The following is a 25730-nucleotide window of genomic DNA, read 5'->3' on the forward strand; positions in this document are numbered from 1 at the left end:
TCTCCCGGAGCCGGGCTGATGTCGGCCTCCGAGCAGCGGCCACGGACCGGCTCGCTCGCGTCGGGCGGCAAGCCGCAAGGAGGCCCTGTGCTCACCGCGTGGAGCGGTGAGACGACGGCCGCGCACCGGCTCGCCCGGCTTCCCGCGCCGCGCCCCACCCGGGGCCGTCCATGGCGCGTTGGGCACGTGTTCGACCGACCGGAGGGCCATGTCCAGGCAGGAACAGACGACCCGGACCTCCCCGTCCCGTCGTGCCGTACTGCGCGTCGGCATCGCGGCTGCGGGAGCCGGACTGCCCGCCGGCTGCTCGGGCGGCGCACACGGTCCCGCACGCCGGGACGGGGCACCGGGACCGGCCCCCACGCGTTCCGCCCGGGATCCGGACGGCGGCCCGGCCGCGTCCCCACGGGCGACGGGCGCCGAACGGCCGTCGGGGGGGCTGACACTGACGGCCACTCCGGGAACCATCGATCTGGGGGCCGGGCGCACGGTCAGGACCTGGACCTACGACGAGGAACTGCCGGGACGTGAGGTCCGGGTCACGGCAGGCGACACACTCCGCTTGACCCTGAACAACCATCTGCCGGACCCCACCACGGTCCACTGGCACGGCATCGCCGTGCGCAACGACATGGACGGTGTGCCGAACGTGACGCAGCCGCCCATCCGGGCGGGCGGATCGTTCACCTACCGCTTCCGCGTGCCGCACCCGGGCACGTACTGGTTCCACCCGCATCTGGGCCTGCAACTGGACCGCGGTCTCTACGCACCGCTGATCGTGGACGACCCCGACGAGCCGCTCTCCTACGACCGTGAGTGGGTCATCGTGCTGGACGACTGGATCGACGGGGTCGACGGCCTGTCCCCGGACGACGTGTTCGCCCGGATTCGCAAGGGCCGACCCGCTCCGGGCCACGGCGTGCGGCAAGACCACCGCGACGAGAACGGTGCGGGTGAGGGAAGCTCCCGTCCCTCGCCGCCGCGCGGAGGTGTGGACGCCGGGTACGGGCCGGCCCGGGACGGTGGCCCGCAGCCGCGCGGCCGGGGCTCCTCCGCCTCGCCGCACGACGGCAGGGCCCCCGGCACCGGCCGGCGGATGGGGAGCGAGCTCCTCGGTGGTCACACGGGTGACATCGACTACCCGCACTACCTGGTCAACGGCCGGATCTCGGCAGATCCCTCGCAGTTCAGGGCCAGGCCCGGAGAACGGATTCGGCTGCGCATCATCAACGCGGCGGCCGAGACGCCGTTCCGGGTCGCTCTCGGCGGCCATCGGCTCACGATCACCCACAGCGACGGCTTCCCCGTGCAGCACCAGACCGTGGACTCACTGCTCCTGGGCATGGCCGAGCGGTACGACGCGCTGGTCACCGTGAAAGGCGGGGTCTTCCCGTTCACCGCGCTCGCCGAGGGCAAGCGCGGAGCGGGGATGGCGGTCCTGCGCGCAGGAAGAGCCGCATCGCCGAAGCCGTCAGCGCGTCCGGCGGAGCTGTACCGGGACGTGCTGGTGTCGGCCCGACGGCTGCGCCCTCACGAGTCGGTCGCCCTGGAGCGTCGCAGGCCCGACCGTCAGCTCAAGATCACGCTGACCGGCGGTACGGAGAGGTTCGACTGGGGCATCGACCACGGGTCCTACTCGCCGGATCGGATCCACCGCGTCGAACGCGGCGAGCGGGTGCGGCTGGTGGTCGTCAACGCGACGGACATGTGGCATCCCGTCCATCTGCACGGCCACACCTACGGCCTGGCCGGCATCGGCTCCCTCGGCGCCCGCAAGGACACCTCCGTGGTGCTGCCGCACCGCAAGCTGGTGTGCGACCTGGACGCGGACAACCCCGGTCGGTGGATGCTGCACTGCCACAACGTCTATCACTCCGAGTCGGGAATGATGACGACGCTCGGATACCGGTAGTCGAGCGTCCGTCCAGGGGGCTCCGCCGGACGGCACCCGGCCCCCGGGCCGCCGGTCCGCATCGACCGCGGGTGACGACTCGCGCCGCCGTGCTCCCGGATCCCCGCCCTTCGCGTCCTCCCGTCCTCCGCGTGGGGCCGCTGCGACCCTCCGGCGTACGAAGATCCGGGCTGTGTGCCACCAGCGTGCGCCGCGCGGCATCAAGGGGGCGTAAAGATTGCCGGAGTACGGCAATGCGAACCGATGGGACGCACTGTCAGGATCACTTCGGGCCAAGGGAGATTCGGCCCCAGTACATGCGGCCGGCTGCCGGAAGCAGGCAGGGTCTTCTGTCGCTTCAGGAGCCGCGAGCGACCACCCGGTCCGTTCACGAGGGGGATGACTGATGGCCGAGTTCCTGCAAGCCACCGCCGGTTTCCCCGCGGTGCTGTTCACCTCGGCACTTCTGGTCGTCATCGGCTTCTGGTTGCTGGTGCTCGCCGGAGCGGCCGACCCCGACAGCTTCGACACGGACGTGGACACCGACGCAGCGGGACTGGGCGGCGTGCCCGTCTCGGTGGCGGCCTCGCTCCTGATCGCCCTCGGCTGGTTCGGCAGCCTGTCCGGCTCGGTCCTGCTCGCCCGTGCCGGCCTGGCCGGCCTCCCCTTCCACCTCTCGCGCGTCGCCGTGCTCGCGGCCTCGCTGGTCCTCGCGTGGTGGGTCACCCGCATGCTCGTGCGGCCGTTGGCCAAGCTCTTCCCCGACGAACCGGGTCCGTCCCGGCAGGACTTCATCGGCTTGACCTGCACCATCCGCACGGGGCGGGTGGACGGGGACTTCGGCCAGGCGGAGGTCGTCGCCGGGGACGGCTCCACTGCGGTCGTGCAGGTCCGGCAGAGCGGCAGCGACGTCCTGGCGCTCGGCAGCACGGGTCTGCTCTACGCCTACGACGACGCGGGCGGGTTCTTCTGGGTCTCGCCGTACGACAACGCGCTGGACCCCCGCGGCTGACGCCGCACCTTCTTCCTCAGCACACGTCTCTCACCCGGGGGATTTCCCATGGATGCCATAACCGTGGGCATCGGCGTGCTCATCGCCGTTGTCCTGCTCATCGTCATCGCCATGCTCTTCACGATCAGCCGGCTCTTCCGCAAGGTGGAGCAGGGCAAGGCACTGATCGTGTCGAAGATGCGCAAGGTGGATGTGACGTTCACCGGGCAGGTCGTCCTGCCGGTGCTGCACAGGGCCGAGGTCATGGACATCTCGGTGAAGACCATCGACATCACCCGGACCGGCCGGGACGGGCTCATCTGCAAGGACAACATCCGCGCCGACATCAGGATCTCGTTCTTCGTCAGGGTCAACAAGACGGTGGAGGACGTCGTCAAGGTCGCCCAGGCCATCGGCACGGCGCGTGCCAGCGACAAGGAGACCCTCCAGGACCTGTTCAACGCCAAGTTCTCAGAGGCGCTCAAGACGGTCGGGAAGCAGCTCGACTTCACCGACCTCTACACCAAGCGCGACGAGTTCCGGGACCGCATCATCCAGGTCATCGGGACGGATCTGAACGGCTACAGCCTCGAGGACGCGGCGATCGACTACCTGGAGCAGACACCGCTGGCCCAGCTGGACGCCTCCAACATCCTCGACGCCCAGGGCATCCGGAAGATCACCGAGCTGACGGCCGTCGAGCACGTCCGCACCAACGAGTACCAGCGGCACGAGGAGAAGGAGATCACGCGGCAGAACGTCGACGCCCGTGAGGCCATCCTGGAGCTCGAGCGCCGACGGGCCGACGCGGAGATCAAGCAGAAGCGCGAGATCGAGACCGTGCGGGCCCGCGAGGAGGCCGAGACGGCACGGGTCGTGGAGGAGGAGCGGCTGCGGGCGCAGAGCGCGTTCCTGAAGACCGAGGAGCAGCTCGGCGTCCAGCGGGAGAACCAGGCCCGCGAGGTCGCCGTCGCCAAGATGAACCGTGAACGCGTCGTGGCCGTCGAGAACGAGCGCATCGAGAAGGACCGGCTGCTGGAGGTCATCGCCCGGGACCGGGAGACCGAACTGACGCGGATCTCCGCCGAGAAGGAGGTCGAGGCCGAGCGTCGCGACATCGCCGAGGTCATCCGCGAGCGCGTCGCGGTCGACCGGACGGTCGCAGAGCAGGAGGAGTCCATCAAGCGGCTCCGGGCGGTGGAGGAGGCCGAGCGCAACCGGCAGGCCGTGGTCATCGCGGCAGAGGCCGAGGCACAGGAGAAGCTGGTCAAGGACATCAAGGCCGCCGAGGCCGCCGAGCAGGCCGCGGTCCACCGGGCGGCCGAGGAACTCACCCTCGCGGAGGCCCGCAACAAGGCCGCCGACATGGACGCCCGCGCCAAGATCCGTCTCGCCGAGGGCATCCAGGCCGAGACGGCCGCCGAGGGCCTGGCAGCCGTGCAGGTGCGGGAGAAGGAAGCCGGCGCGATCGAGAAGGCCGGCCGCGCCGAGGCCGAGGCCACCGCCGCCCGGTTGCGTGCCGAGGCGGAGGGCGCCCGCGAGAAGGCGCTCGCCGACGCCACCGCCATCGGCGAGAAGCTCAAGGCCGAGGCCGTCGGCCTGACCGAGAAGGCCGCCGCGATGGCGGCACTGGACGAGGCCTCCCGTGCACACGAGGAGTACCGGCTGCGGCTGGAGGCGGAGAAGGACATCCGTCTCGCCGGGCTCGACGTCCAGCGCCAGGTCGCCGAGGCGCAGGCCACGGTGCTCGCCACCGGCCTGGAGAGCGCCGACATCAACATCGTCGGCGGTGAGTCGGTCTTCTTCGACCGGCTGGTGTCGGCGATCTCCCTCGGCAAGAGCGTCGACGGTTTCGTCCACCACTCCGAGACCGCGCGGGCCCTGGCCGGATCGTGGCTGGACGGATCCGCGTCGTTCACCGACGACCTGACGAAGGTGCTGGCGTCGGTCTCGACGGCGGACGTGCAGAACCTGACCGTGTCCGCGCTGCTGACACGGCTCATGAAGACGGGCGGGGCGCCCGCCACGCAGCTGGGGCAACTGCTGGAGCGGGCCGGTGAACTCGGCCTCGCCGACACGCCGCTCACCGCGCTGAACGGCACCGCGAAGAGCTGACCGCTGAGGGAAGCGGTCAAGGGCTCCGGAGCCGCCGGACGGGGGTCAGCGGCTCCGGAGCCTCAACCGGACGTACGAGGGAGGGTGAAAGGGATGGACGACGGGGACGGCATGGACGCCGGAACGTACGAGGTGCTGCGCGACCGGCTCGGTGCACGGGCGACGGAGCTCGCCCGGCGCGCCGAGGCGCTCAACTCGTCCCGCATCGCGGAGTTCGGGGCGGACGAGCTCACTCTGACCGGCACCGAACGCATCGGTACCGAAGCGCCCTGCGTGGCCCGCGACCTCGTCGCGGTCGGCGGCAGACTGCTCCTCGGCCACGACACGCCCGCGGCGTTGACCCCCCGCACCACGGTCGGCGACGTCTTCTCGCTGTACGACCACGACCTGGCCCCGTTGGAGGCGGGTGCCGCTCCGGGCCTCCTCGACGACGCGGACTTCGCACGCGAGTTCGCCGCGCTGTGCCGCTACTACCAGGGTGCCCGGCTGCACCGGCTGCGAGTGGTCGACGGCACGCTGCTGGCCGTCTTCCGGACCGGCGAGAAGGCCGAGGACGTCCGGGTCCTGCGCTGGACACTCACTGCGGACCGGCGGGCCCGGTTCCTGGACGCCCGCGGGGAGCGCGACAACGTCACGCCGCCCGCCCATGACCTGACCTGGGTGGAGACCACCCGTGACGACCACGTGCCGGGACGGCACCCGCACATCTCCATCGGCGGTGACGTCTTCGTCACGACGGTCGGCGGCAGTCTCACCGTCAAGACCGATAACGACACCGAGTCCGGGGCCGGCATCCACAGCGAGCCGGTCGACGAACCCCTGCAGTCGCTCGCGGACTCGGACGTCGCCTACGCGCGGGTGGGCGCCCTGATCCTGCTGCGCGTGCGCCCCTACAAGGAGGAAGCGGACCGCTATCTGGTGTTCAACACGCTCACCAGGACGGTGGTCAGGCTGGACGGCGTCGGTCACTCCTGCCGCCGGCTCCCCGACGACCAGGGCATCGTCTTCCCCGGCGGGTACTGCCTCTCCACGGGCGCCGTGAAGACGTTCGACATGCCCACGGCGCAGGACATGACCTTCGAGCGTGCCGTGCGCTCACCGAACGGGGAGGACGTGCTGTACGCGTTCCATTCCCGTACGGAGGGCGGGAGTCTGCTCCTTCCCTACAACCTGCTCCGCAAGGAGGTCGCCAACCCCCTGACCTGCCGGGGGTACGCCCTGCTGGACGACGGCACACTCGTCGTCCTGCGCACACCCGACGCGGACGAGCCCACCCGTGCGCACCTCGTTCAGGTCTGGCGGAGCCCGTACGTCTCCGACCCCCTCGCCGCCGCCCCGGCCGGATCCGGACCGCTCGCCAGGATCGGCAACGCCGACCTCGTCCGCGGCCTGTCCGACTGCCTGGCCATCGCGCGGCAGGCCACCGAGGCATCGGCCACGGCCGAGATGTACGACGCCCTCGTCGCCTCCTGCGCCCGGGCCGCCGACACCCACCACTGGCTGGGCGCCGCCGAGACCGGCGATCTGCGGACCCCGCTCGACGAGATCCGGGCCACCGCGGAGCAGGTACTGGACGAGTTCAGGACCGTTCAGGAGCTGAGGCGTCACGCGGCCGACGCGCTCGCCGAATCCGCCGTGCGCATCGCCGGCCTGGTCCGGCGCGTTCGCGGCGAGGCCCCGGCGAGTGCCGAGGAATGGATCGCGCGCATCACCGAACTGCGCCGGGCCCACGGGCGCCTGCTGACACTGAAGGAGATGCGGTACGCGGATACCGAGCGCATCGAGGCGCTCTCCCAGGACCTCGAGGCCGACATCGCCGCAGCCGCCCGGCGGACCGTCACCTTCCTCCAGCGTGAGGACTCCTTCGACGGCTACCGAGCGGAGATCGGGAGTCTCAGCGCCGACGCCGAGGCCATCGCCACGGCCGCCGACGCCGGGCCCGTCGCCGCTCGGCTGGACGAGCGGGCCCTGGGACTGCAATCCCTCACGGAGGTGGTGACGGGTCTCGAGGTGGGTGACGCCACCGTGCGCACCTCCGTCCTGGAGCGGATCACCGAGGTCCTCGGCGGTGTCAACCGCGCCCGTGCCGTTCTGGCCGGCCGCTGCCGGGAGCTGCGCGAACGCGAGGGCCGGGCCGAGTTCACCGCCGAGTTCGCCCTCCTCGGACAGTCGGTCACCGGCGCGCTGGCCGCCGCCGACTCCCCGGAGGGCTGCGACGAGCAGCTGTCCCGGCTGCTGCTCCATGTGGAGAACCTGGAGTCGCGCTTCGCCGACCACGACGACCTGCTCGATGACATCGCCGCCAAACGGACCGAGCTCTACGAGGCGTTCTCCGCGCGCAGGCAGACGATCCAGGAGGCCCGCGCCCGGCGTGCGGAACGGCTCGCGGAGTCGGCAGCGCGGGTCCTGGAGACGATCGCGCGCCGAGTGGCGTCCCTCGACGGTCCGGACGCCGTCAACGCCTACTTCGCCTCCGACCCCCTGGCGGCCAAGGTGCGCCGCACCTCCGAGGAACTGCGCGAGCTCGGCGACCCCGTGCGCGCGGAGGAACTGGAAGGCCGGCTGAAGGCCGCGCGGCAGGAGGCGGGCCGGGCGCTGCGCGACCGCACCGAGCTGTTCGGGGACGACGGCGCGACCGTCAGACTGGGGCGTCACCGCTTCGCCGTCGGCAGGCAGGTCCCCGAACTCACCCTCGTCCCGCACGGGGAGGGCATGGCCCTCGTCCTGACCGGTACCGACTACCGTTCGCCCGTCACCGCCCCGGAATTCCAGGCCACCCGCCCGTACTGGGGCCAGATCCTCCCGTCCGAGAACGACCAGGTCTACCGGGCGGAGCACCTGGCCGCGAGGCTGCTGGCCGAGCACGGTCCCGGCGCGCTCGCCGGATCCGATCTGGCCGCACTCGCCCGCCGGGCGGCCGAAGCCGCCTACGACGAGGGCTACGAGCGAGGCATCCACGACCACGACGCGGCCGCGATCCTGGCGGTCGTGCTGAAGCTGCACGACGAGGCGGGTCTGCTGCGTCACCCGGCCGCCGACCGTGCCGCGGCCCAGATGTTCTGGACGTACGGAACGACACCGTCGGCACGCGAGGCGTGGCTCCGTCAGGCGGCATCCCTGGTACGGGCGCGGGAGGTCTTCGGCACCACCCCGGCGCTGGACGCGCTGCGGGCCGAACTGGCGGACGCGATCGCCGCCTTCGCCGCGGGCACACCGGGCCTGCGAGCGTGCTGCGGGACGAGGGCCGCCGCGTACCTGGTCGAGGAACTCGCCACCGGGGAGTCCTTCGTCACCGGCTCGTCGGCGCGCGCCCTCCTCGAGACGTTCCGTCACGCGGTCGGCTCGTCGCCGTACGACGAGGACGTGCGCACCCGTCTCGCGGCCGGGGACCCCGCCGTCGCGCACCGGCTCGTCGAGGGATGGCTCGCCTCGTACGCCGGTGCCCGCGATGCGGACGTCGACCCGGGGGACCTCGCCGAAGCCGTGGCGATCGAACTCTGCCCCAACCTCCCGCGACACGACGTCGACGCCCCGCTGACCGGTGAGGTCACGGGCCTGCTCGGCACGCACGCGCGGATCACCCGGGGCGGGCTCCCGGTCCGCGTGGACGAGTTCCTCGCCCGCACCGCGGACTTCGCCGACCGCGTGGTGCCCGGATTCCGCGAGTACCGGAGACGGTGTACCGCCCTCGTGGCCGCGGAGCGCACCCGGCTGCGACTGGACGACCACCGGCCCAGGGTCATGTCCGCCTTCGTGCGCAACCGGCTGGTCGACGACGTCTACCTCCCCCTCGTGGGGGACAACCTCGCCAAGCAGCTCGGCGAGGCCGGGGACGACAGACGGACCGACAACAACGGGCTCCTGCTCCTCGTCTCCCCGCCCGGCTACGGCAAGACGACGCTCATCGAGTACGTCGCCGACCGCCTGGGCCTGCTCCTGGTCAAGGTCGACGGTCCCGCGCTGGGCACCACGACGACGTCCCTCGATCCGGCCGATGCGCCGAACGCCACCGCCCGGCGCGAGGTGGAGAAGATCGAGTTCGCCCTGTCCGCGGGCAACAACGTCCTGCTGTACCTCGACGACATCCAGCACACGTCGGCCGAGCTGCTGCAGAAGTTCATCCCGCTGTGCGACGCCACCCGCACGCTGAACGGCCACGACCTGCGCGGCAAGCGATTCGCCGTCTGCATGGCCGGCAACCCCTACACCGAGTCCGGGCAGCGCTTCCCGATCCCCGACATGCTCGCCAACCGGGCGGACGTCTGGAATCTCGGGGACGTGCTGACCGGCAAGGAGGACGCCTTCGCGCTCAGCTTCATCGAGAACGCGCTGACCTCCAACGCCGTCCTCGCCCCGCTCGCCGGCCGGGACCGCGCGGACCTGGAACTACTGGTACGGCTGGCCGGTGACGACCCCACAGCCCGGGGCAGCCGGCCGACCCACCCCTACCCGCCGGCCGAACTCGACCGGATCCTCGCCGTTCTGCGGCATCTGCTGACCGCCCGGGAGACCGTGCTCGCGGTGAACGCGGCGTACATCGCGTCGGCCGCCCAGACGGACGAGACCCGTACCGCGCCGCCGTTCCGGCTCCAGGGCTCGTACCGCAACATGAACAAGATCGCCCAGCGCATCGTGCCCCTGATGAACGACGCGGAGCTGGCCTCGGTCATCGACGACCACTACGCCGGCGAGGCCCAGACCCTGACGACGGCCGCGGAGGCCAATCTGCTGAGGCTCGCAGAGCTGCGCGGCACCCTCGACCCGGAGCAGAAGGACCGATGGGCGGAGATCACTTCCGGCTGGGTACGGCGCCAGGCACTGGGGGGACCGGAGGCGGACCCGCTCGCCCGCGCAGTCGAAGCCCTCGGCCTGCTCGCCGACCGCGTCGCCGCGGTGGAGTCGGCGATCGTCCGGGCGGCCGGCCCGCACCCCCCGACCGGGACGTCACGTGCTCGCCACGCGTCGAGGAACGTCGCCCACGAGCCGGGACGGACCTGAGCGTGCACTGGCGCCGCTCGGCCCCGGGCCGCGGGTCCTACGGACGAAGCGCCAGGAAGGCCTCGTCGACGAGGGTGGGCAGATGAGCTTCACCGTCCCCCTCCACCCAGACGTCCAGGGCGGTGGTGAGCGCCGCGAGTGCGGCCGAGGCGAGGACCCGGAGCGGGAGGTCCGGCTCCTGCCCGGAACGGGCCGCGAGAGCGGCGGTGAGCATCCGCTCCGTGGCGTGCTGGTTCTCCCAGAGGCGGGCACGCAGGGCCGGAGTCCGCAGGATGAGACGGGTGCGCACGAACAGGGTGTCCTGGTCGCCGGCGTAGACGGTGGCGAGCCCTTCGGCGAGGGCGTGGCGGAGAGCGTCGAGAGGGTGCTCCCGGGCCGGCCGCAGCTGGATGAGCCGGACGATGAGTGGGTCGTAGTCGTCGGATTCGACGACCGACTCCTTGGTGGGGAAGTGACGGAAGAACGTCATGCTCGAGACGCCGGCTGCGTCGGCGATCTGGTCGACCGTGGTGTTCTCGTACCCCTGGCTCAGGAACAGGCGCAGGGCCTCCTCCTGAAGGGCGCTGCGGGTCCGTGCCTTCTTGCGTGCGCGCAGACCCGTGGGCGGCGTCGCCGGACGGTTCATGTGTCCTGCTTCTCCGGGGTGTGGTTCGTCGTGGTACCGAGCGTGGCGCCGAACCAGGCGTCGAGTGCGGCCGGGGAGTTGCCGCGCCAGGCCAGGTGGCCGTCGGGCCTCACCAGCATGACGTGACGGCGCCGTGCCGTGGAGGGCACCGCGGCGGTGAGCGGGACCGCCGTTCCGACGTGCCGCCCGGCCACCGCCGCGTACGCCCCGGCGTCCCCGTGCACCGGGACCAGCAGGGCCCAGCGGGCTCCGAGTTCGGCGTGGAGCCGTGTGGAGGACCCGTCGGGGCGCGTGCAGGGAACATCGGGCACCCTGTCGCCGGCTCGCGGAGCGCCGAGCAGCCGTCGCTCCGTGAGCCGGGTCCCGAGCGGGCCGTTCCGGTAGTGGATCCTCAGTTGCGACGACTGCTCCCAGACGAGCCTCTGCACCAGCGGGCGGTTCATCAGCGGGACGAAGAGGCGGTCGCGTGCGGCCCGGGCGAGCGGGGTGTCGCCGACGACCAGGCGGGTGAGGGAACTCGTCGATGCGAGTACCTCCCGGGCGAGCGGCCTTCGCTCGGCTTCGTAGGTGTCCAGCAGCGATTCCGGGGCCGAGCCCTCGGCGACCAGAGCGAGTTTCCAGGCGAGGTTCTCCGCGTCCCCGAGCCCGGTGTTCATCCCCTGCCCGCCGAAAGGGCTGTGGATGTGGGCGGCGTCGCCGGCGAGCAGGACCCGGCCGCGCCGGTAGGTGGAGGCGAGACGGCGATGGATGCGGAACCTGGAGGACCACAGCACCCTGCCGACGACCGACGGGTCGAGGCCGGTGTGATGGCGGAGCAGCCCGGTGAGTTCACCGACGACGTCCTGGTCCTTCGGGCTCGCGTCGTCCCGGCGCGCCGGGGCTATGAGGCGCCAGACTCGGTCGCCTGGCAGGGGGAAGGCGCCGAGCATGCTGTCCGCCCGGAGCCACACGGACACCGTGTCGGGCGGTACGGGCAGATCGGCCTGCACGTCGGCCAGCAGGAAGTTCTCGATCACGGAGACGCCGGGGAAACCGATCTGCGCGGCCCTGCGCACCCGGCTGTGGGCGCCGTCGCATCCGACCAGCCATGACGACCGGATCCGTTCCCCCGGGAACGACAGCGTCACCCCGGAGTCGTCCTGGGCGGCGGAGAGCAGTTCCTTCCCCCACTCGACCTCGATCCCCAGCGCGGTCAGCCGCTTCCGCAGGGCCGCTTCGACCTCCGTCTGGGACATCAGCAGACCGGGTCTGGTGACCAGCTTCGTGGGCCGGCCGACCCGCAGGTCGGCCATGGGCCTGCCGTCGACGTGGGTGACCACCCGGGCGATGCGTACGGACCGCTCCGGCAGGTCGGCCAGGGCGCCGAGCCGGTCCAGCACCTCGGCTCCGCGCGGCTGGAGTCCGAGTGCCCGCGAGGTGGTCGCCGGCGCGTCGCGCTGCTCCACGATCCGGACCGGGACACCGGCGGCCGCGAGCCCGCAGGCCAGGGCCAGGCCCGTCGGCCCGGCCCCGGTGATCACCACACTGGACATGCCCGCCCCCAAGCGTTAGTCACTATCAATAGTGAGAGACTAACGCGAACGAGGCGCGGGGTCACCAGCCGGGGCGTCCTGATTCCGGCGCGGACTCCCCGGGCCGGCGGTGGCGGTCGGGCGGGTGGGTGTCAGCCTTCGGCTCCCCGCCTTCGAGGGCCGGTTCTGCCGTGGTCCGCCGCGTACGCCCGGAAGACGTCACGGGTCGTGCCGCCGCTGTGCAGGAAACGCTCGTCGAGGACCGCCGCAAGATCTCCCAGCGCGGTGGTGAGCAGGGCCGCCGCGAGACGTACCTCCGCGTTCCGGGCGCCGTGCGCGCGCTCCGCGAGTTCGGCGGCGTACGGGATGCTCGCGGCCAGGGAGGTCCGGTCGTGGCCTTCGTGGAAGTAGTACGACTCCGCGTACTGGAACAGATCCACGGAGATGCCCGCCACGTGCGCCGCGAGGCCGTCCAGGATCGCCGCTCCCAGGCCGGAGTCCAGCTGGGCCGCTGACGGGTCGTTGCGCTGCAGTTGGGACAGCCGCAGGGCCAGGGCCCGCCGGCGGGTCAGCGCGGGATAGATCTCCAGGATCCAGGAGACCGTGGCGGTGAGGAGAGCGAAGCCGACGAGGGCTTCGAGTGGGGCGACGATCCGCAGCCACGCCTCCGTGGGCGCGATGTCGCCGAGGCCCAGGGTCGACACGGTGACCAGCGAGACGTAGAGCGAGTCGACTGGCCCGCCGTGCTGCGTGGGTTCGAGGCCGGCGGCGAAGGAGAAGGCGTCCGGCACATGGGGCCAGTAGATCAGGGCCCAGCCGACGATGACCGTGCCCGCCCACATGGCCACCACGGCCACCATGGCGAGAGGTCCCGCGAGGCCCGCCGTCTGCCTCCGCAGGGGGAGGCGCTGGGAAAGTCCCCACAGGGCCGCCATGACGTGCCGGCTCAGACCGCCGTGACGCGTCGGGTGCCAGAGGGTGTGGAACACGTCCCGTAGGGCCAGCATGACCAGCCCCGCTCCGAGCAGTGAGACCAGCCAGTCCATATGCGTCTCCCCGGGCCGGTGTGCACGGCGTCCAGCATGCCCGGTGGCCCGCCGCGACGGGCACAGGCCGCGCCGCCCGGCGGCCCGGTCGGGGCCCCGGGCACGGTGCTGACGGTGGTGTTCGCCACCGGCCGCGCCACTTCGCACGGGCGGCGGACGACGCCCCGGTGAGGTCGCAGACCCGGAAGGCGGGTGGAGGGGTGGGGACCTCGGCGTCGGCCCCCTGCCGGAACGGGGTTGCTTGTCAGCGGTCGCGCAGTGCGGCCAGTGTCGCGCCGGCGGGAACGGCGAGGAGGTCGTCGCCCAGCTGGCGGCCGCGTCCCGCGCGCTGGACCGGGCCGGCTTCGCGATCATCGCGACGGGGCTGCAGCGGTGCCTGACCGATATGGAGGACGGCAGCCGCTCCGGTGAGGACCGCGACGAGATGCGGAGCCGGTTGGAGAAGCTCATGCTGTCCCTGGCCGGCCCCGCTTCGCCGATGCCGTCCTCACGGCGCCGGTCGCCCGGACGGGCTCCGGTCCGATGCGTTCCGGGGAGTCACCGTGGGAACTGCACCATTCCGCTCCCGTGGGGCGCGTAGGTGTCGAGGAGGCGGACCCGCGTGGCCTGCAGCCGGCGGGCGACCACTTCCAGCACGTGGCGGGTCACGGCGAAGCCGAACGCGGGATCCACGTCGCACAGGCCGCGCACGGCCCGGGCGTCGAACTCGTGGGCCCGTACGAGGCTGAACGCCTCGGCCCCCAGCCGCCACTCGTAGGGGCGCACCAGCCAGGACCATCCGAGCAGATCGCCGTGGCCCAGTGTCTCGACCGTGGCGGCGCGCCGGCCGTGTACCCGCATGTCAAGGGTGACCGCACCGGTACGGATGATCCAGAACCGGTCTGCCGGGTCGCCCTCGTCGAAGATCCGCGTTCCCGCCGGGAACGAGACCTCGTGCGAGCACGCCATCAGGCGGTCATGGCCCTCCGACGGCAGTCCGCGGAGAAAGGCGTTGTTCATCGGTGTCCTCCCGAGTCCCGGTTCCGGCGGGTCGCTTCCTGCGGGCGCCGACCGCGTCCACACCCAGACTCCGTCAGCGGCAGGCCGCGCACCTGGGCCGAGAGGCCCAACTCTGTGCCCCAAGTGGCCTCGCCGTGCGACGTCCGCGGGCGCCGCGGCTCGGCAAGGGACCTTCGGGGCCCGACCGGTCCCTCGTCGGCCCTGTGGAAGCCGTGCCCGAGCACGCAACGTGGCGGGCGTGAGGCACCCCGCCGTCCGTTCGCCGTCGGCAGTGGCTCCGGAACCCGACCCCTGTGAGCCGCTGGCACTGCTGCGGCGCGAACTCGGGACCGGCGCTCATGGACTGTCCGGCCGTGAGGCGGAGCGGCGTCTCGCCGTGTACGGGCCGAACGAGGTGCGCTCCACCGCCGGAGAGCCGGTGTGGCGGGAGATCACGCGGCAGCTCGCCCATCCGCTCGCCCTGCTCCTGTGGGCCGCCGGCGCCCTGGCCTTCGTCGCCGACATCGCGGTGCTGGGATGGGCGATCGTCGCCGTGATCCTGGTCAACGCGGGTTTCGCGCTCCTGCAGGAGCGCCAGGCCGAGCATGCGGTGGAGACCCTCGCCCGCTATCTTCCCGAGCACGCCCGGGTGGTGCGGGACGGCGAAACCCTCGACGTCCTCGCGAAGGAACTGGTGCCGGGTGACATCGTTCTCGTCGGGGAAGGCGACAAGATCCCCGCAGACGCTCGGCTGACCGAGGGCGGCATCGAAGCCGATCTGTCGATGCTCACGGGCGAGTCCGCACCGGTCGACCGGTTCGCCGGCCCGGCTGTGCAGGGGAAGCCGCTGCTCGCGGAACCCAACCTGGTCTTCAGCGGCACCACCTGCACGGGCGGACAGGCGCAGGCGATCGTCTTCGCCACCGGAGGCCATACCGAACTGGGCCGCATCGCGGCGCTCAGCCAGCGCACGCGGCGCGAGCCCTCCCCGTTGGAGCAGCAGGTCAAGAAGGTCGCCTGGCTGATCGCGGCGGCTGCGGTCGCGATCGGGGTGGCCTTCCTCCTGATCGGCTGGGCGATCGGCCTCCCGCTGACCGACGCCCTGATGTTCGCCATCGGACTCCTCGTCGCCAATGTGCCGGAAGGCCTGCTCCCGACGATCACTCTGGCGCTCGCCGTGGGAGTGCGGCTGCTCGCCCGGCAGGGCGCGGTCGTGAAGCGGCTCAGTGCCGTGGAGACGCTCGGCTCCACCAGTGTGATCTGCACGGACAAGACGGGGACGCTCACGCAGAACCGCATGCGTCTGCAGGCGACATGGACGCCGGGGCACGGGACCGGAACCGGGCCGTGGACCGCCGGGCTGGCCGGGGCCATGGCGGAGTGCACGACCGTCACGCGGGACGAGCGGGGAGGGCTGCACGGCGACCCGACCGAGGTGGCGCTGGTCGAAGGGGCCGGGGCCCTGGGGGGAGACCCCGACCCCGAACAGCGGGACGAGCGGCGCAGGGCGCTCTTCCGGTTCGACCCGCGACTGCGCCTGATGTCCACGGTGACACCGGCCGGGCGGGGTGGCGATCAACTCCGGCTCATAGTGAAAGGAGCACCGGAGAGCGTGCTGGCGCGTACGGCGGACGCCGGTGCCGGGGAGGGGCGCGATGTGAGCCGGGCACGGGCGGCTGCGGACGATCTCGCCCGTCAGGGCATGCGCGTTCTTGCCGTCGCGGACCGGGAACTCGCCGAACTGCCCGAGCACCGTGAGCAGGTGGAACGGGAGCTCCGGCTGCTGGGACTGGTCGGACTGTACGACCCCCCGCGGCCGGAGGTGGCCGCCGCAGTGCGCCGTTGTCACGAAGCGGGGCTGCAGGTGCACATCGTGACCGGAGACAACGGGGCCACCGCGGCTGCCGTGGCCGAGGAGGTCGGCATCGGTCGTCCGGAACTGCTCGTCATAGCCGAGTCGGAGGGGGTCACCGATCGCGAGCTGGACGGCCTCCTCGTCAAGGAGCCTGCGGCGGAGATCGTCTTCGCCCGGTCCTCACCCGAGACGAAGCTGAAGGTCGCCGACACCCTTCGCGCGCACGGCCGCATCGTCGCGATGACGGGCGACGGCGTGAACGACGCCCCGGCCCTGCATCGGGCTCATATCGGCGTGGCCATGGGGCGTTCGGGCACCGATGTCGCCCGTGAGGCGGCCACGATGGTGCTGACCGACGACAATTTCGCCACCATCGTCACCGCGGTCGAGTCCGGACGCCGCGTCTACGACAACGTCCGCAAGTTCATCGTCTACATCTTCGCCCACCTCACGCCGGAGGCCGTCCCGTTCCTCGTCTTCGCACTGTCGGCCGGCGCCGTCCCGCTGCCGCTCACCGTGCTGCAGATCCTGGCGATCGACCTCGGAACCGAGACGCTGCCGGCCCTCGCTCTGGGGCGTGAGCGCGCGGAACCGGGGGTGATGAAGCGCCCGCCGCGCTCCGGCCGGCAGAGCATCATCTCGCCCGCCATGCTGGTCCGGGGCTGGGGCTACCTCGGTACGGTCTCGGCGGTACTCGTCATGTCGGGGTACTTCTACGTCCTCTGGCGGGCGGGCTGGCAGCCCGGCGACCCGTCGGGTCCCGGGAGCGAGCTGCACCACGCCTATCTCACCGCGACGACGGCGACCTTCGCCGGAATCGTCACCTGCCAGGTCGGCACCGCGATGGCGGCGAGGACCGAGCATGCGTCACTGAGGCAGATCGGCGTCCTCAGCAACACCCTGCTGCTGTACGGGATCGCTTTCGAGCTGGCGTTCACCGCCGTGCTCGTGTACGTACCCGTCTTCCAGGGGACGTTTGGCACCGCCGCCCTGCCGGCCGACGTGGTCGCACTCATCGCGACCTTTCCCGTCATCGTCTGGGGCACCGACGAGTTGCGGCGGTGGGCCGTGCGCCGTCGCACGCGGCGGACCGTCCCGGGCTCCCGACCGGAGCGGATGTCCGCGGCGGGAGAGGGCAGGAACCTCCCATAATGAGCAAATAGAATAAAAGTCGCATAATTGCCATTCAGTGCTGCAGCCGGGCGTGATGTCCGGCGTACCGCAGAGGAGGTCTCATGGGTCGCGACGAAGATCTCGAACTGGTATTCGCGGGCGGAGTCGCTTCGGCGAGCGACGGCGAGGACGCCGTGGTGGTGCACCGCACCGACCGCAAGGGACCGGGCGGGCACCCGATCTACGCCGACGACACCGGCATCGTGCAGGCGGAGGTCAGTGACCGCGGCGAGGTGCGGATGATCGCCAGCGGTGGGCACCAGCAGCCCGCGTCCGGCGTCGAGGCCAGGCCCGTGGTCCAGCCCTGACGCCGGCCCGCACGGCCCGGCGTGCCCGGTGGACACGCCGGTCGGGGCGGACGCCGCCTCCGGGCCGTCCGGGCGCCCGGGGCCCGTGCACGGAGCCCGTCCGAGCGCCGGGCCGGGCAATCAGCAGGGTGCGGCAGTCCGTGCTGGGTGCACAGGTCGGGAGGGCCGGGCGATGCTCTCACCAGGCCAGTTCTTCGTCGAACACCATCACAGGCTCCTCCGGCAGCTCCCCGCCCAGCGCCAGCTCCGCCCAGATGATCTTGCCAGGGCTGACATAGCGCGTTCCCCAGTGCTGCGAGAACTGGGCCACCAGGAAGAGCCCCCGGCCCCCCTCGTCGGTCGCGGCCGCGCGTTGCAGATGGGGAGAGGTGCTGCTGCCGTCGGACACCTCGACGATCAGTGTGCGCCCGTGCAGCAGCCGTACCCGTACCGGCTCCGTGCCGTAGCGGATGGCGTTGGTGAGCAGTTCGCTGAGCACCAGCTCGGCGACGAAGACCGAGTCCTCCAGGCCCCATTCGGCGAGCTTCCGGCCGGCCTCGGCCCGCACGCGGGACACCGCCGAGACGTCCAGCGGCACGTCCCACTCCGCGGCCCGGGACCGGTCGAGCAGCCGCGTGCGCGCCACGAGCAGCACGATGTCGTCCCCCGGCTGGTCGGGCAGTAGCGCGCTCATCACGGCGAAACAGGTCTCCTCCGGCGTCAGCCCGGGCCGCGCGAGGGCGCCACGGAGCAGCGCCAGCCCTTCGTCGACGTCCCGCTGCCGGTCCTCGACCAGACCGTCCGTGAAGAGGACGAGCCGGCTGCCCTCGGCCAGGTCCAGCTCCGTCTCCTCGAACGGATGGCCCCCCACGCCGAGCGGGGGCGACACGGGCAGATCCGGGAAGACCACCCGGCCCTCGGGGTCGACGACCGCCGGTGCGAGATGGCCGGCATGGGCGAGGGTGCAGCGCCCGCTCACCGAGTCGTAGATCGCGTACAGACAGGTCGCGCCCGTCACCGGCGCGCGTTCGCCCTCCGCCCCAGGGGGCTGGTCGGCGTCGATGCGCAGTACCAGGTCGTCCAGGCGAGCGAGCAGATCGGACGGCGGCAGGTCCAGGGACGAGAAGTTCAGCACGGCCGTGCGCAGCCGCCCCATCGTGGCCGCGGCGTGCATCCCGTGCCCGACCACGTCGCCGACGACCAGTGCGACCCGGAATCCCGGCAGTGGGATGACGTCGAACCAGTCGCCGCCGACGCCGGCCTGCGCCGGCAGGTACCGCCAGGCGACGCCGAGCGCGTCCTGCTGCGGGAGGTCGCGCGGCAGCAGACTGCGCTGCAGTGCGACGGCCATCGTGTGCTCGCGGGTGTAGCGTCGCGCGTTGTCGATGGCCACGGCCGCGCGGGCCGCGAGTTCCTCGGCGAACGAGATGTCCTCCTCGTCGAACCGCGGCGCGTCCTCGGACCGCCAGTAGTTGACCAGGCCGAGGACGACGCCACGCGCCTGCAGCGGGACCGTGACCAGCGACCGGATGCCGTACTCCAGTGCTCGCCGCCGCCCTTCCGGGTCCTCGCTGCCCCAGGTCTCCGACGCGGCCAGGTCGGGCTCCAGCAGCGCTCGGCCGTTCGCCAGCGCCGTGCTCATCGGCGTGATGTTGATCCGGATGGCGTCGCCGACGGGCTGGAGCGGATGGTCGTCGCGGATGCCGCTCAGTGCCGTGCGCCGCATCGCGCCGAGGCCGGCGGGCTCGTCGCCGCGCAGCACGGGATCGAGCAGTTCGACCGTCACGAAGTCCGCGAAACGGGGTACGGCCACCTCCGCCAGCTCCCTCGCCGTACGGCGCACGTCCAGGGTTGTGCCGATCCGCACCCCTGCCTCGTACAGCAGCGTCAGCCGTTCCCTGGCCACCTCCGCCCGACCCGACAGGGCCCGCAGCTCGGTCGTGTCGCGGAGGCTGGCGACCAGGCCCGCCACGCCTCCGTACGGTGCCGTGGGCCGCGTGCTGAGGGCCAACAGCCGGTCCCCGGACAGGAACACCTCGTCGGAGACCTCCCTGCCCGACACCAGGAGCCGGGTGATCCCGGGGCCGAGGCCCAGCTCGCCGACGCGGCGGCGGTCGGCGTCGGGCGGCAGGTCGAGCAGGCGCCGGGCCTCGTCGTTGGCGAGCAGCAGCCGGCCGTCCCCACCGACGATCAGCACGCCCTCGCGCACCGCGTGGAGGACGGCGTCGTGGTGTTCGTACATCCGGGTCATCTCGGCGGGGCCCAGCCCATGGGTCTGGCGCCGCAGCCGCCGGCTGACCAGGGCCGCCCCGCCGGTGGCGAGCACCAGCGCACCGGCGGCCGAGCCCAGCAGGATCGGCATCTGGCGGTCGAGCAGTTCGCCGACGTTCGCGACCTGGATGCCCGCGGAGACCAGGCCGACGACCCTGCGGCTGCTGTCCAGCACGGGAACGACGGCCCGGACGGCGTCGTGCGGTTCACCCTCGAAGGTCTCGGTGAACGCCTCGCCGGCGGCCGCCCGTGAGATGTCCCCCTCCACCCGCTCGCCGATCAGCTGCGGTTCGGGATCGGTGTAGCGGACGCCGTCCTTGTCGAGGACGGAGATGAAGTCCACGCCGGCGCCCCGCGCGGCCTTGTCGGCGGCGGGCTGCAGTGCGGCCGTCGGGTCGGGCGACGTGAGCGCGGCGGCCGTGCCGGGGCCGTACGCGAACGCCTCGGCGGCGGCCAGGGAGCGGTTGCGGGCGTCCTCGTAGCTGTCGTAGCGCGCCTGCAGGACCAGGGCGACCGCCGCGGCGACGACCAGCAGGATGATCACGACGGCCTGCAGCAGGAACACCTGGGTGGCCAGGCTGTGCACGCTGAGCAGGGACCGCAGACGTCGGCGCCACTCCGGGCGTGCGCGGCGGCCGGGCGGTCGCGGGTGGCTGGACGGCATGACCGCCGTCCACCAGGACCGGCGGGGACGTCCGATCATGTCCCAGTTCTAGCACTGGGCCGCCGTCCCGGGCGAGCGGTCGGCCCGGATCGGTGGGCGCGGATCGGTGGTCCCGGATCGGTCGGCGCGGGAACACGCGCCCGGTGCGAAGGGCGACCGGTCGCGTCCCGGGCACCCGTTCGGCGGCACGCCGGGCTGATCACGGCCTGCTTGAGGGTAGCCACGGCACATGCCCTTCAGATTCGGTGAGCCGGACGACGGCCGGACCGGCCACTGGTTCGCTCGGTTCCATCGGCGTGTGCGGACCTCGGTGGTCGGTCTCGCCTGGAACCGCGGACGCGAGATGGAACTGCTCCACCGCGCCATGGGCTTCGCGGCGCTCTGCTTCCTGACCATCGTGCCGCTGCTGGTGGTCGTCGCGGCGGCCGACCCGGCGAGCGGGCAGGGCTTCGCCAGGTGGCTGGTCCAGGGCCTCGGGGTCTCGGAGGTGTCGCAGGAGGAGGTCGAGGAACTCTTCGGCCTGCCGGGGGAGGCCCTGCAGCGGACCACCGCGCTCGGTCTGGCCGCGCTGGCGGCGTTCGGGGTCACGTTCGGCTCGGCGGTGCAGACGGGCTACGAACGGGTGTGGGACCTGCCGACCGCCCGGTGGCACACGATGTGGCGCCACGTCGTCTGGTTGGCGGTGCTGGTCGTGGCGCTGCTGCTGTTCGTCAACACACCCACTCCGCCCCGCGCCCCGATCGTGGTGCAGGCGCTGATCCCGGCCGCCGATCTGATCGGCACATTCCTGTTCTTCTGGTGGTCGCAGCGGCTGCTGCTCTGTGGCCGGTTGCGCTGGCGGGCGCTGGTCCCGGGGGCCGCCGCCACGGCGTTCGGGCTGCTCGGGCTGCGGGTGTTCTCGCAGTTCGTGTTCTCACCCCTGATCGCGTCCAACGCGGTGACCTACGGGCCGATCGGTACGGTGCTGGTGGTGCAGTCCTGGCTGGTCGGCGTCGGGTTCGTGGTGTACGGAGGGGCGCTCGTGGGGCGGCTGTACCACGAGCGCCTGGTGCGGCGCAGGCTGGCGGCCGAACAGCTCGCACCGCCACGGCCCTGACCCCGGCCCCGTGCTCCGGCCGCACCGGGGCGCGGGCCACGCCCCGGCCCCTTGAAGATCAGGCCGGGCCGGGCACGAGCCCGTCGGCGACGAGGCCCGCGAGCACGGCCTCGCTCAGCGTCCGCAGCGCCGACTGCGGCCGGACCATCACCGTGAACTCCTTGATGCGTCCGGACTCGTCGAAGTGCAGCAGATCGATGCCGTGGATCTCCCTGCCGTCGACCGTGGCCCGGAAGAGCAGGATCTCGGAGGGCGCCTCGCTGCCGTCCGCGCTGGTCTCGGCGGTGCCGTCGAACCTCCCGATGTAGCGGAAGTCCTCGAAGGTGCGCAGCAGTACGCCGAACAGCCCCAGAACCATGGTCCTGCCCTCGAAGGGTGTGAACTTCACCGGGCTGTAGAAGCGGACGTCGGCGGTGAACAGGTCGTCGAGCGCGGCCAGGTCGCGCTTCTCCACGGCGGTGCGGAAACGGTCGGCGGTCTTCATCGGTGCTCCCTCGGTCCAATGCGCTACTCAACAATGTGAGTAGTCATCTTCTTGACTGAGCGCCTTTTCATCAAGCGGTCCGGCGGAGCCGCACGTAGGATGAACGACGCATTCCGTAGGAACCGATGCTCCGGAGAGGTCCATGACGCGGCGTCGTCCTCCGCGATCGGCCAGCGCCGACGACCTCCTGGCGACGCTCGGGCTGCTCACCGCGAAGGCGCGGCAGGGCGCCGAGCGCCAGCGAGCCAGGGTGGACCTGGCGGAAGCCCTTCAGCGCGAGATGCTGCCCGAGACGCTGCCGTCCGTGCCCGGGCTGCAGACCGCCGCGCGCTACACACCGGCCCGGGACGGGCTCGACGTCGGCGGTGACTGGTACGACGGCTTCGTGATGGCGGACGGGTCGCTCGCGTTCTCGATAGGGGACGTCCAGGGGCACGACGTCGAGGCCGCGGCCTTCATGGGGCAGATCCGGATAGGTCTGCGGGCCGTCGCGCTGGCGGCCACCGATCCGGGCGAGATCCTGGCGCGGGCGAACGACCTGCTGGTGTCCGTGGCCCGCGAACTGTTCGCCACCTGCACCTTCCTCCGCTTCGATCCCTCGGAGTGGGTGCTGGAGAGTGCCCGCGCCGGCCATGTCCCCGGGGTACGGGCCCTCGCCGACGGCCGCTGTGAGCCCATGCAGGACCCCGGCGGCCTTCCGCTCGGCATCGAACCGGGAGAGGTGTACCCGGTGACCAGGCGCAGGCTGACCGGGGTCGGGGCGTTCGTGCTGCTGACGGACGGGGTGATAGAGGGGCCGGCCGTGCCCATCGAGGCGGGACTGTCGAGGGTCACCCGGGTCGTCGGGGCCGGCGCGGCCGCGACGGTGACGGCGGACCACCTGGCCGCCGAGGTGATGAAGGCCGCCGAGTTCACCGGGCACACCGACGACGCGGCGGTGCTCGTCCTGCGCCACGACTCGGCGGCGGACCGGCTGCGACAGCCCTCGCCGCTCGTCTGACACGACGGCACCCCGCCGCCGGTCCGGCACCACCGTCCGGTCGAGGGCCTGGTCCCGTCCGGACCGCACCCCACGCAGGATCCGGCCGGCTTCGTCCGTCTGACCCGTCTGACCCGTCCGGCCCGTCGGCGCGTGTCATGGCACGCCCATGAGCGGCGGCGTTGTGTGATGGCTGCTGTGGCCCGTAACCAGCTCCCCCACCGTCTCGGCGCGGTAGTCCTCCTGATGTTCGCCGTCGCCGTCGCCTACTACGCGGCGGGGCTCCTCGGACTCACGCTGCAGGTGGTGGTGGAAGGGGCGGTCGTCACCCCGCTCTGGCCGCCCACGGGAATCGCCCTGGCCTGCCTGCTCTGGTTCGGTCTGCGGATCTGGCCGGGCATCGCCCTCGGCACCCTCCTCGTCATCCTGGCGATCAGCCCGTTCCGCGCCCACTCCCTGGGCATCCTCGCGGGCAACAGCCTCGCCCCGGTCTGCGCCTTCCTGATGCTGCGCCGGGTGGGGTTCCGGACCGAGCTGGACCGGCTGCGCGACGGGTTGGCACTGGTGTTCCTGGGGGCACTGGGCGGCATGCTGATCAGTGCGACGGTGGGGGCCGGGGTGCTGCTCCTCTCCGGGCAGATCCCGGCAGAGGGGTTCTGGCCCATCTGGTCGGCGTGGTGGGTCGGCGACGCCATGGGCGTACTGGTGGTGACCCCGCTGCTGCTCGTCTGCCGGACCGTCCGCCGGCCCGGTGACCTGTCTCCCGGGCGCTGGGCCGAGGCCGTGTGCCTGGTGGTCAGCGTGGCCGTCGTCGCGTACGCCGTCACGCGTACGCCCGTCTCGCTGCTGTTCCTCGTCTTCCCCCTGCTGATGTGGGCCGCGCTGCGGTTCCAGCTCCTGGGGGCCGCACCGTGTGTGCTGATCGTGTCGGTCCTGGCGATCTCGGCGGCGACCGAGGAGCAGGGACCCTTCGGCGGGCACGGCATGCTCGCCGTCATGAGCGTCCTCCAGGCCCTCAACGGTTCGGCGGCGCTGACCGGTCTGCTGCTCTCCGCGGTGGTCAGCGAGCAGATCACCGTCCGCCGCAAGATCGAGCTGGCCTGCAGCGAACTGGCGGAGGTGGTGGACCGGCTGGTCCCGGGCAGCAGCGCGGCCCGCCGCTGGCCGCCACCGCGGGACAAGGACCTCTGACGGCGCGGCGGAGTCCGGACGGCGGCCGGACCCGGAGCGGTGGCGCCGATCGCCGGGAGGGGCCCGCCGTCACCTCCTGGGCCGGTTCACCGCCGTCCGGCCGTGCCCCGGAGTGCGGCCGGCCTCGTACGGGAGCGGGACGGGCCCGCGCACACCACGGGACGGATCTGTCCGGCTCCTCACGCCCAGGGGGCGAAGCCCACCGCCCGGCCCGTGTCGTCGCGCCGGATCTCCAGCATGCCCTCGACCGCCGAGCGGTCGATCGGTCCGTAGACATGCGGGAAGAGGGTGCCCGAGGCGACCCCGGGCGGTGGTGCCGGGTCCGCCGGCTCGAGACGGACCGGTGCGAGCAGTCTGGTCTCGTCGATGAGCAGTGCCATCAGCGGTCCGGGCACATCGCGGTAGAAGGCGTTGACGACCGCGAGTGTGGTGGCCTCGTCGGGCGAGCAGTGGACGAAGCCCTCCACGGGAAGGGACGCGGGTGCGTACGGCCGTTCCGGGACGGCGAGCCAGTCGTCGAGCGGAACCACATGCATGATCATGTGTCAGTTATAGCGTCGCGGAGGGCGCGCGCCGGGCGGGTCCGGGGCCGTGGGGCGCTGCGGGCGGTGAACGGGTCGCCCGCGACTGCGGACCCCGGCACGGCCCGTGCCCAGGGGCGCGGGTTCAGGCGCGGACGACCGTCACTCCCGCCTCCGTGAACCCGGCCACCGTCCTGTCGGACACCGCGGAGTCGGTGACCAGCGTGTCCACCTGCTCCGTCGCGCAGATGCGGGCGAAGGCCCGGGTGCCCAGCTTGGTGGAGTCGGCCGCGACGACCACCCGCCGGGCACGCTCGCAGAGCAGCCGGTTGATCGCCGCCTCGTCCTCGTCGTGTGCCGCCGCGCCGTGCGCCACGTCGAAGGCGTTCACACCGAGGACCGCCACGTCCAGGGTGATCTGGCCCAGGACTCCGTCGGCGAGCGGGCCGATCAGCTCGAACGACTGCGGACGGGCCACACCGCCCGTGACGACGATCTTGAACTGGGGTCTGATCGCCAGCTCGTTGGCGATGTTGAGGGCGTTGGTGACGATCGTCAGCGCGGGGGTGCCCGAGGCCAGATCGGGCCGGGCGGCCAGCGCGCGGGCGACCTCGGTGGTCGTCGTGCCGCCGGTGAAGCCGACCGCCTCGCCGGGCGAGATCAGCTCGGCGACGGCAGCGCTGATGCGTTGCTTCTCGGCCGCGTGCCGCGAAGCCTTGTAGCGCAGCGGGAGTTCGTACGACACGCCGTGCACCACCGCGCCGCCCCGGGTGCGGACGAGCATCTGCTGCTCGGCCAGCCGGTCGAGGTCGCGCCGGATCGTCGCGGCCGAGACGTCCAGGGTCGCCGCGGCCTCCTCGACGTCCAACCGGCCCTGCTCCACCAGGAGTTCCAGCAGCGCCTTCCAGCGGGCGTCGCGCGACATCCACCGCTCCCTTCCTCGAACGTCCGTGCTGACCCTAGCTGTATTGCCCTGTGAGGTTGGGGACGCGGGTGGCGGGTGGTTGGCCTTTCAGCGCGGTGTGTCCGCGGTGGTGATTGTAGGTGTGCAGCC

At 72.2% G+C, this 25730-nt stretch carries 17 protein-coding genes and 1 pseudogene; 10 read left to right on the forward strand and 8 right to left on the reverse strand.

Annotated elements, in window-relative coordinates; translation table 11 throughout:
• Positions 1 to 208 precede the first annotated feature (208 nt).
• From AB0J10_RS25970 to AB0J10_RS25985, 4 genes are all read left to right on the forward strand, one after another.
• The gene (locus AB0J10_RS25970) at positions 209 to 1912 is read left to right on the forward strand and encodes a multicopper oxidase family protein (protein ID WP_363064870.1); all 1704 of its coding nucleotides are present in this window, start codon (positions 209 to 211) and stop codon (positions 1910 to 1912) included.
• Between the two features lie 385 nt (positions 1913 to 2297).
• On the forward strand, positions 2298 to 2903 hold the full coding sequence (locus AB0J10_RS25975) for a hypothetical protein (protein WP_363064871.1): 606 nt from the start codon (positions 2298 to 2300) through the stop codon (positions 2901 to 2903).
• Positions 2904 to 2951: 48 nt separating this feature from the next.
• A complete protein-coding gene (locus tag AB0J10_RS25980) occupies positions 2952 to 4997 on the forward strand; it encodes a flotillin family protein (RefSeq protein WP_363064872.1) in 2046 nt (681 codons plus the stop codon).
• Between the two features lie 93 nt (positions 4998 to 5090).
• Positions 5091 to 9995: a DNA repair ATPase gene (locus tag AB0J10_RS25985; RefSeq protein WP_363064873.1), complete on the forward strand. Its 4905-nt coding sequence runs from the start codon at positions 5091 to 5093 to the stop codon at positions 9993 to 9995.
• 37 nt (positions 9996 to 10032) lie between these two features.
• Here the strand turns inward: AB0J10_RS25985 and AB0J10_RS25990 are convergent, their stop codons facing one another.
• The 3 genes from AB0J10_RS25990 to AB0J10_RS26000 all read right to left on the reverse strand — a co-directional run bounded on the left by AB0J10_RS25990 (position 10033) and on the right by AB0J10_RS26000 (position 13177).
• Positions 10033 to 10620 (reverse strand): TetR family transcriptional regulator, encoded by a 588-nt coding sequence (locus tag AB0J10_RS25990; protein ID WP_363064874.1) that lies wholly within the window; start codon positions 10618 to 10620, stop codon positions 10033 to 10035.
• Positions 10617 to 12152, reverse strand: a complete 1536-nt coding sequence (locus AB0J10_RS25995) for an FAD-dependent monooxygenase (RefSeq protein ID WP_363064875.1) — start codon at positions 12150 to 12152, stop codon at positions 10617 to 10619. The genes AB0J10_RS25990 and AB0J10_RS25995 overlap by 4 nt, the downstream gene beginning before the upstream one ends.
• A 131-nt stretch (positions 12153 to 12283) precedes the next feature.
• Positions 12284 to 13177: a potassium channel family protein gene (locus AB0J10_RS26000; protein ID WP_363064876.1), complete on the reverse strand. Its 894-nt coding sequence runs from the start codon at positions 13175 to 13177 to the stop codon at positions 12284 to 12286.
• A gap of 289 nt (positions 13178 to 13466) precedes the next feature.
• Between AB0J10_RS26000 and AB0J10_RS26005 the strand changes: the two are divergent.
• Positions 13467 to 13640 (forward strand): annotated as a pseudogene (locus AB0J10_RS26005) (metal-sensing transcriptional repressor); the annotation flags it as partial.
• 74 nt (positions 13641 to 13714) lie between these two features.
• On the opposite strand, the gene AB0J10_RS26010 reads toward AB0J10_RS26005, so the two are convergent.
• A complete protein-coding gene (locus AB0J10_RS26010; RefSeq protein ID WP_363064877.1) occupies positions 13715 to 14176 on the reverse strand; it encodes a cyclic nucleotide-binding domain-containing protein in 462 nt (153 codons plus the stop codon).
• Positions 14177 to 14447: 271 nt separating this feature from the next.
• On the opposite strand from AB0J10_RS26010, the gene AB0J10_RS26015 reads away from it, so the two are divergent.
• Positions 14448 to 17162 carry a cation-transporting P-type ATPase gene (locus tag AB0J10_RS26015; RefSeq protein ID WP_363064878.1) on the forward strand — a complete coding sequence of 905 codons (2715 nt, stop codon included), beginning with the start codon at positions 14448 to 14450 and terminating at the stop codon, positions 17160 to 17162.
• 83 nt (positions 17163 to 17245) lie between these two features.
• Positions 17246 to 17491 carry a DUF6296 family protein gene (locus AB0J10_RS26020; RefSeq protein WP_363064879.1) on the forward strand — a complete coding sequence of 82 codons (246 nt, stop codon included), beginning with the start codon at positions 17246 to 17248 and terminating at the stop codon, positions 17489 to 17491.
• Between the two features lie 178 nt (positions 17492 to 17669).
• Here the strand turns inward: AB0J10_RS26020 and AB0J10_RS26025 are convergent, their stop codons facing one another.
• A complete protein-coding gene (locus tag AB0J10_RS26025) occupies positions 17670 to 20405 on the reverse strand; it encodes a SpoIIE family protein phosphatase (RefSeq protein WP_363064891.1) in 2736 nt (911 codons plus the stop codon).
• Positions 20406 to 20634: 229 nt separating this feature from the next.
• Here AB0J10_RS26025 and AB0J10_RS26030 point away from each other — a divergent pair, with 229 nt between their 5' ends.
• The gene (locus AB0J10_RS26030) at positions 20635 to 21501 is read left to right on the forward strand and encodes a YhjD/YihY/BrkB family envelope integrity protein (protein WP_363064880.1); all 867 of its coding nucleotides are present in this window, start codon (positions 20635 to 20637) and stop codon (positions 21499 to 21501) included.
• A 58-nt stretch (positions 21502 to 21559) separates the two neighbouring features.
• On the opposite strand, the gene AB0J10_RS26035 is transcribed toward AB0J10_RS26030, so the two are convergent.
• Positions 21560 to 21985 (reverse strand): nuclear transport factor 2 family protein, encoded by a 426-nt coding sequence (locus AB0J10_RS26035; protein WP_363064881.1) that lies wholly within the window; start codon positions 21983 to 21985, stop codon positions 21560 to 21562.
• A gap of 142 nt (positions 21986 to 22127) precedes the next feature.
• On the opposite strand from AB0J10_RS26035, the gene AB0J10_RS26040 reads away from it, so the two are divergent.
• Both AB0J10_RS26040 and AB0J10_RS26045 read left to right on the forward strand, forming a co-directional pair.
• Positions 22128 to 22985 carry a PP2C family protein-serine/threonine phosphatase gene (locus AB0J10_RS26040; RefSeq protein WP_363064882.1) on the forward strand — a complete coding sequence of 286 codons (858 nt, stop codon included), beginning with the start codon at positions 22128 to 22130 and terminating at the stop codon, positions 22983 to 22985.
• A gap of 177 nt (positions 22986 to 23162) precedes the next feature.
• On the forward strand, positions 23163 to 24155 hold the full coding sequence (locus tag AB0J10_RS26045) for an MASE1 domain-containing protein (RefSeq protein ID WP_363064883.1): 993 nt from the start codon (positions 23163 to 23165) through the stop codon (positions 24153 to 24155).
• A 179-nt stretch (positions 24156 to 24334) separates the two neighbouring features.
• Here the strand turns inward: AB0J10_RS26045 and AB0J10_RS26050 are convergent, their stop codons facing one another.
• Positions 24335 to 24697 carry a DUF952 domain-containing protein gene (locus tag AB0J10_RS26050; RefSeq protein ID WP_363064884.1) on the reverse strand — a complete coding sequence of 121 codons (363 nt, stop codon included), beginning with the start codon at positions 24695 to 24697 and terminating at the stop codon, positions 24335 to 24337.
• A gap of 124 nt (positions 24698 to 24821) precedes the next feature.
• Positions 24822 to 25601 (reverse strand): DeoR/GlpR family DNA-binding transcription regulator, encoded by a 780-nt coding sequence (locus AB0J10_RS26055; protein WP_363064885.1) that lies wholly within the window; start codon positions 25599 to 25601, stop codon positions 24822 to 24824.
• Between the last annotated feature and the right edge of the window lie 129 nt (positions 25602 to 25730).

The organism is Streptomyces sp. NPDC049887 (genome assembly GCF_040656535.1).
Classification (GTDB): Bacteria; Actinomycetota; Actinomycetes; order Streptomycetales; family Streptomycetaceae; genus Streptomyces.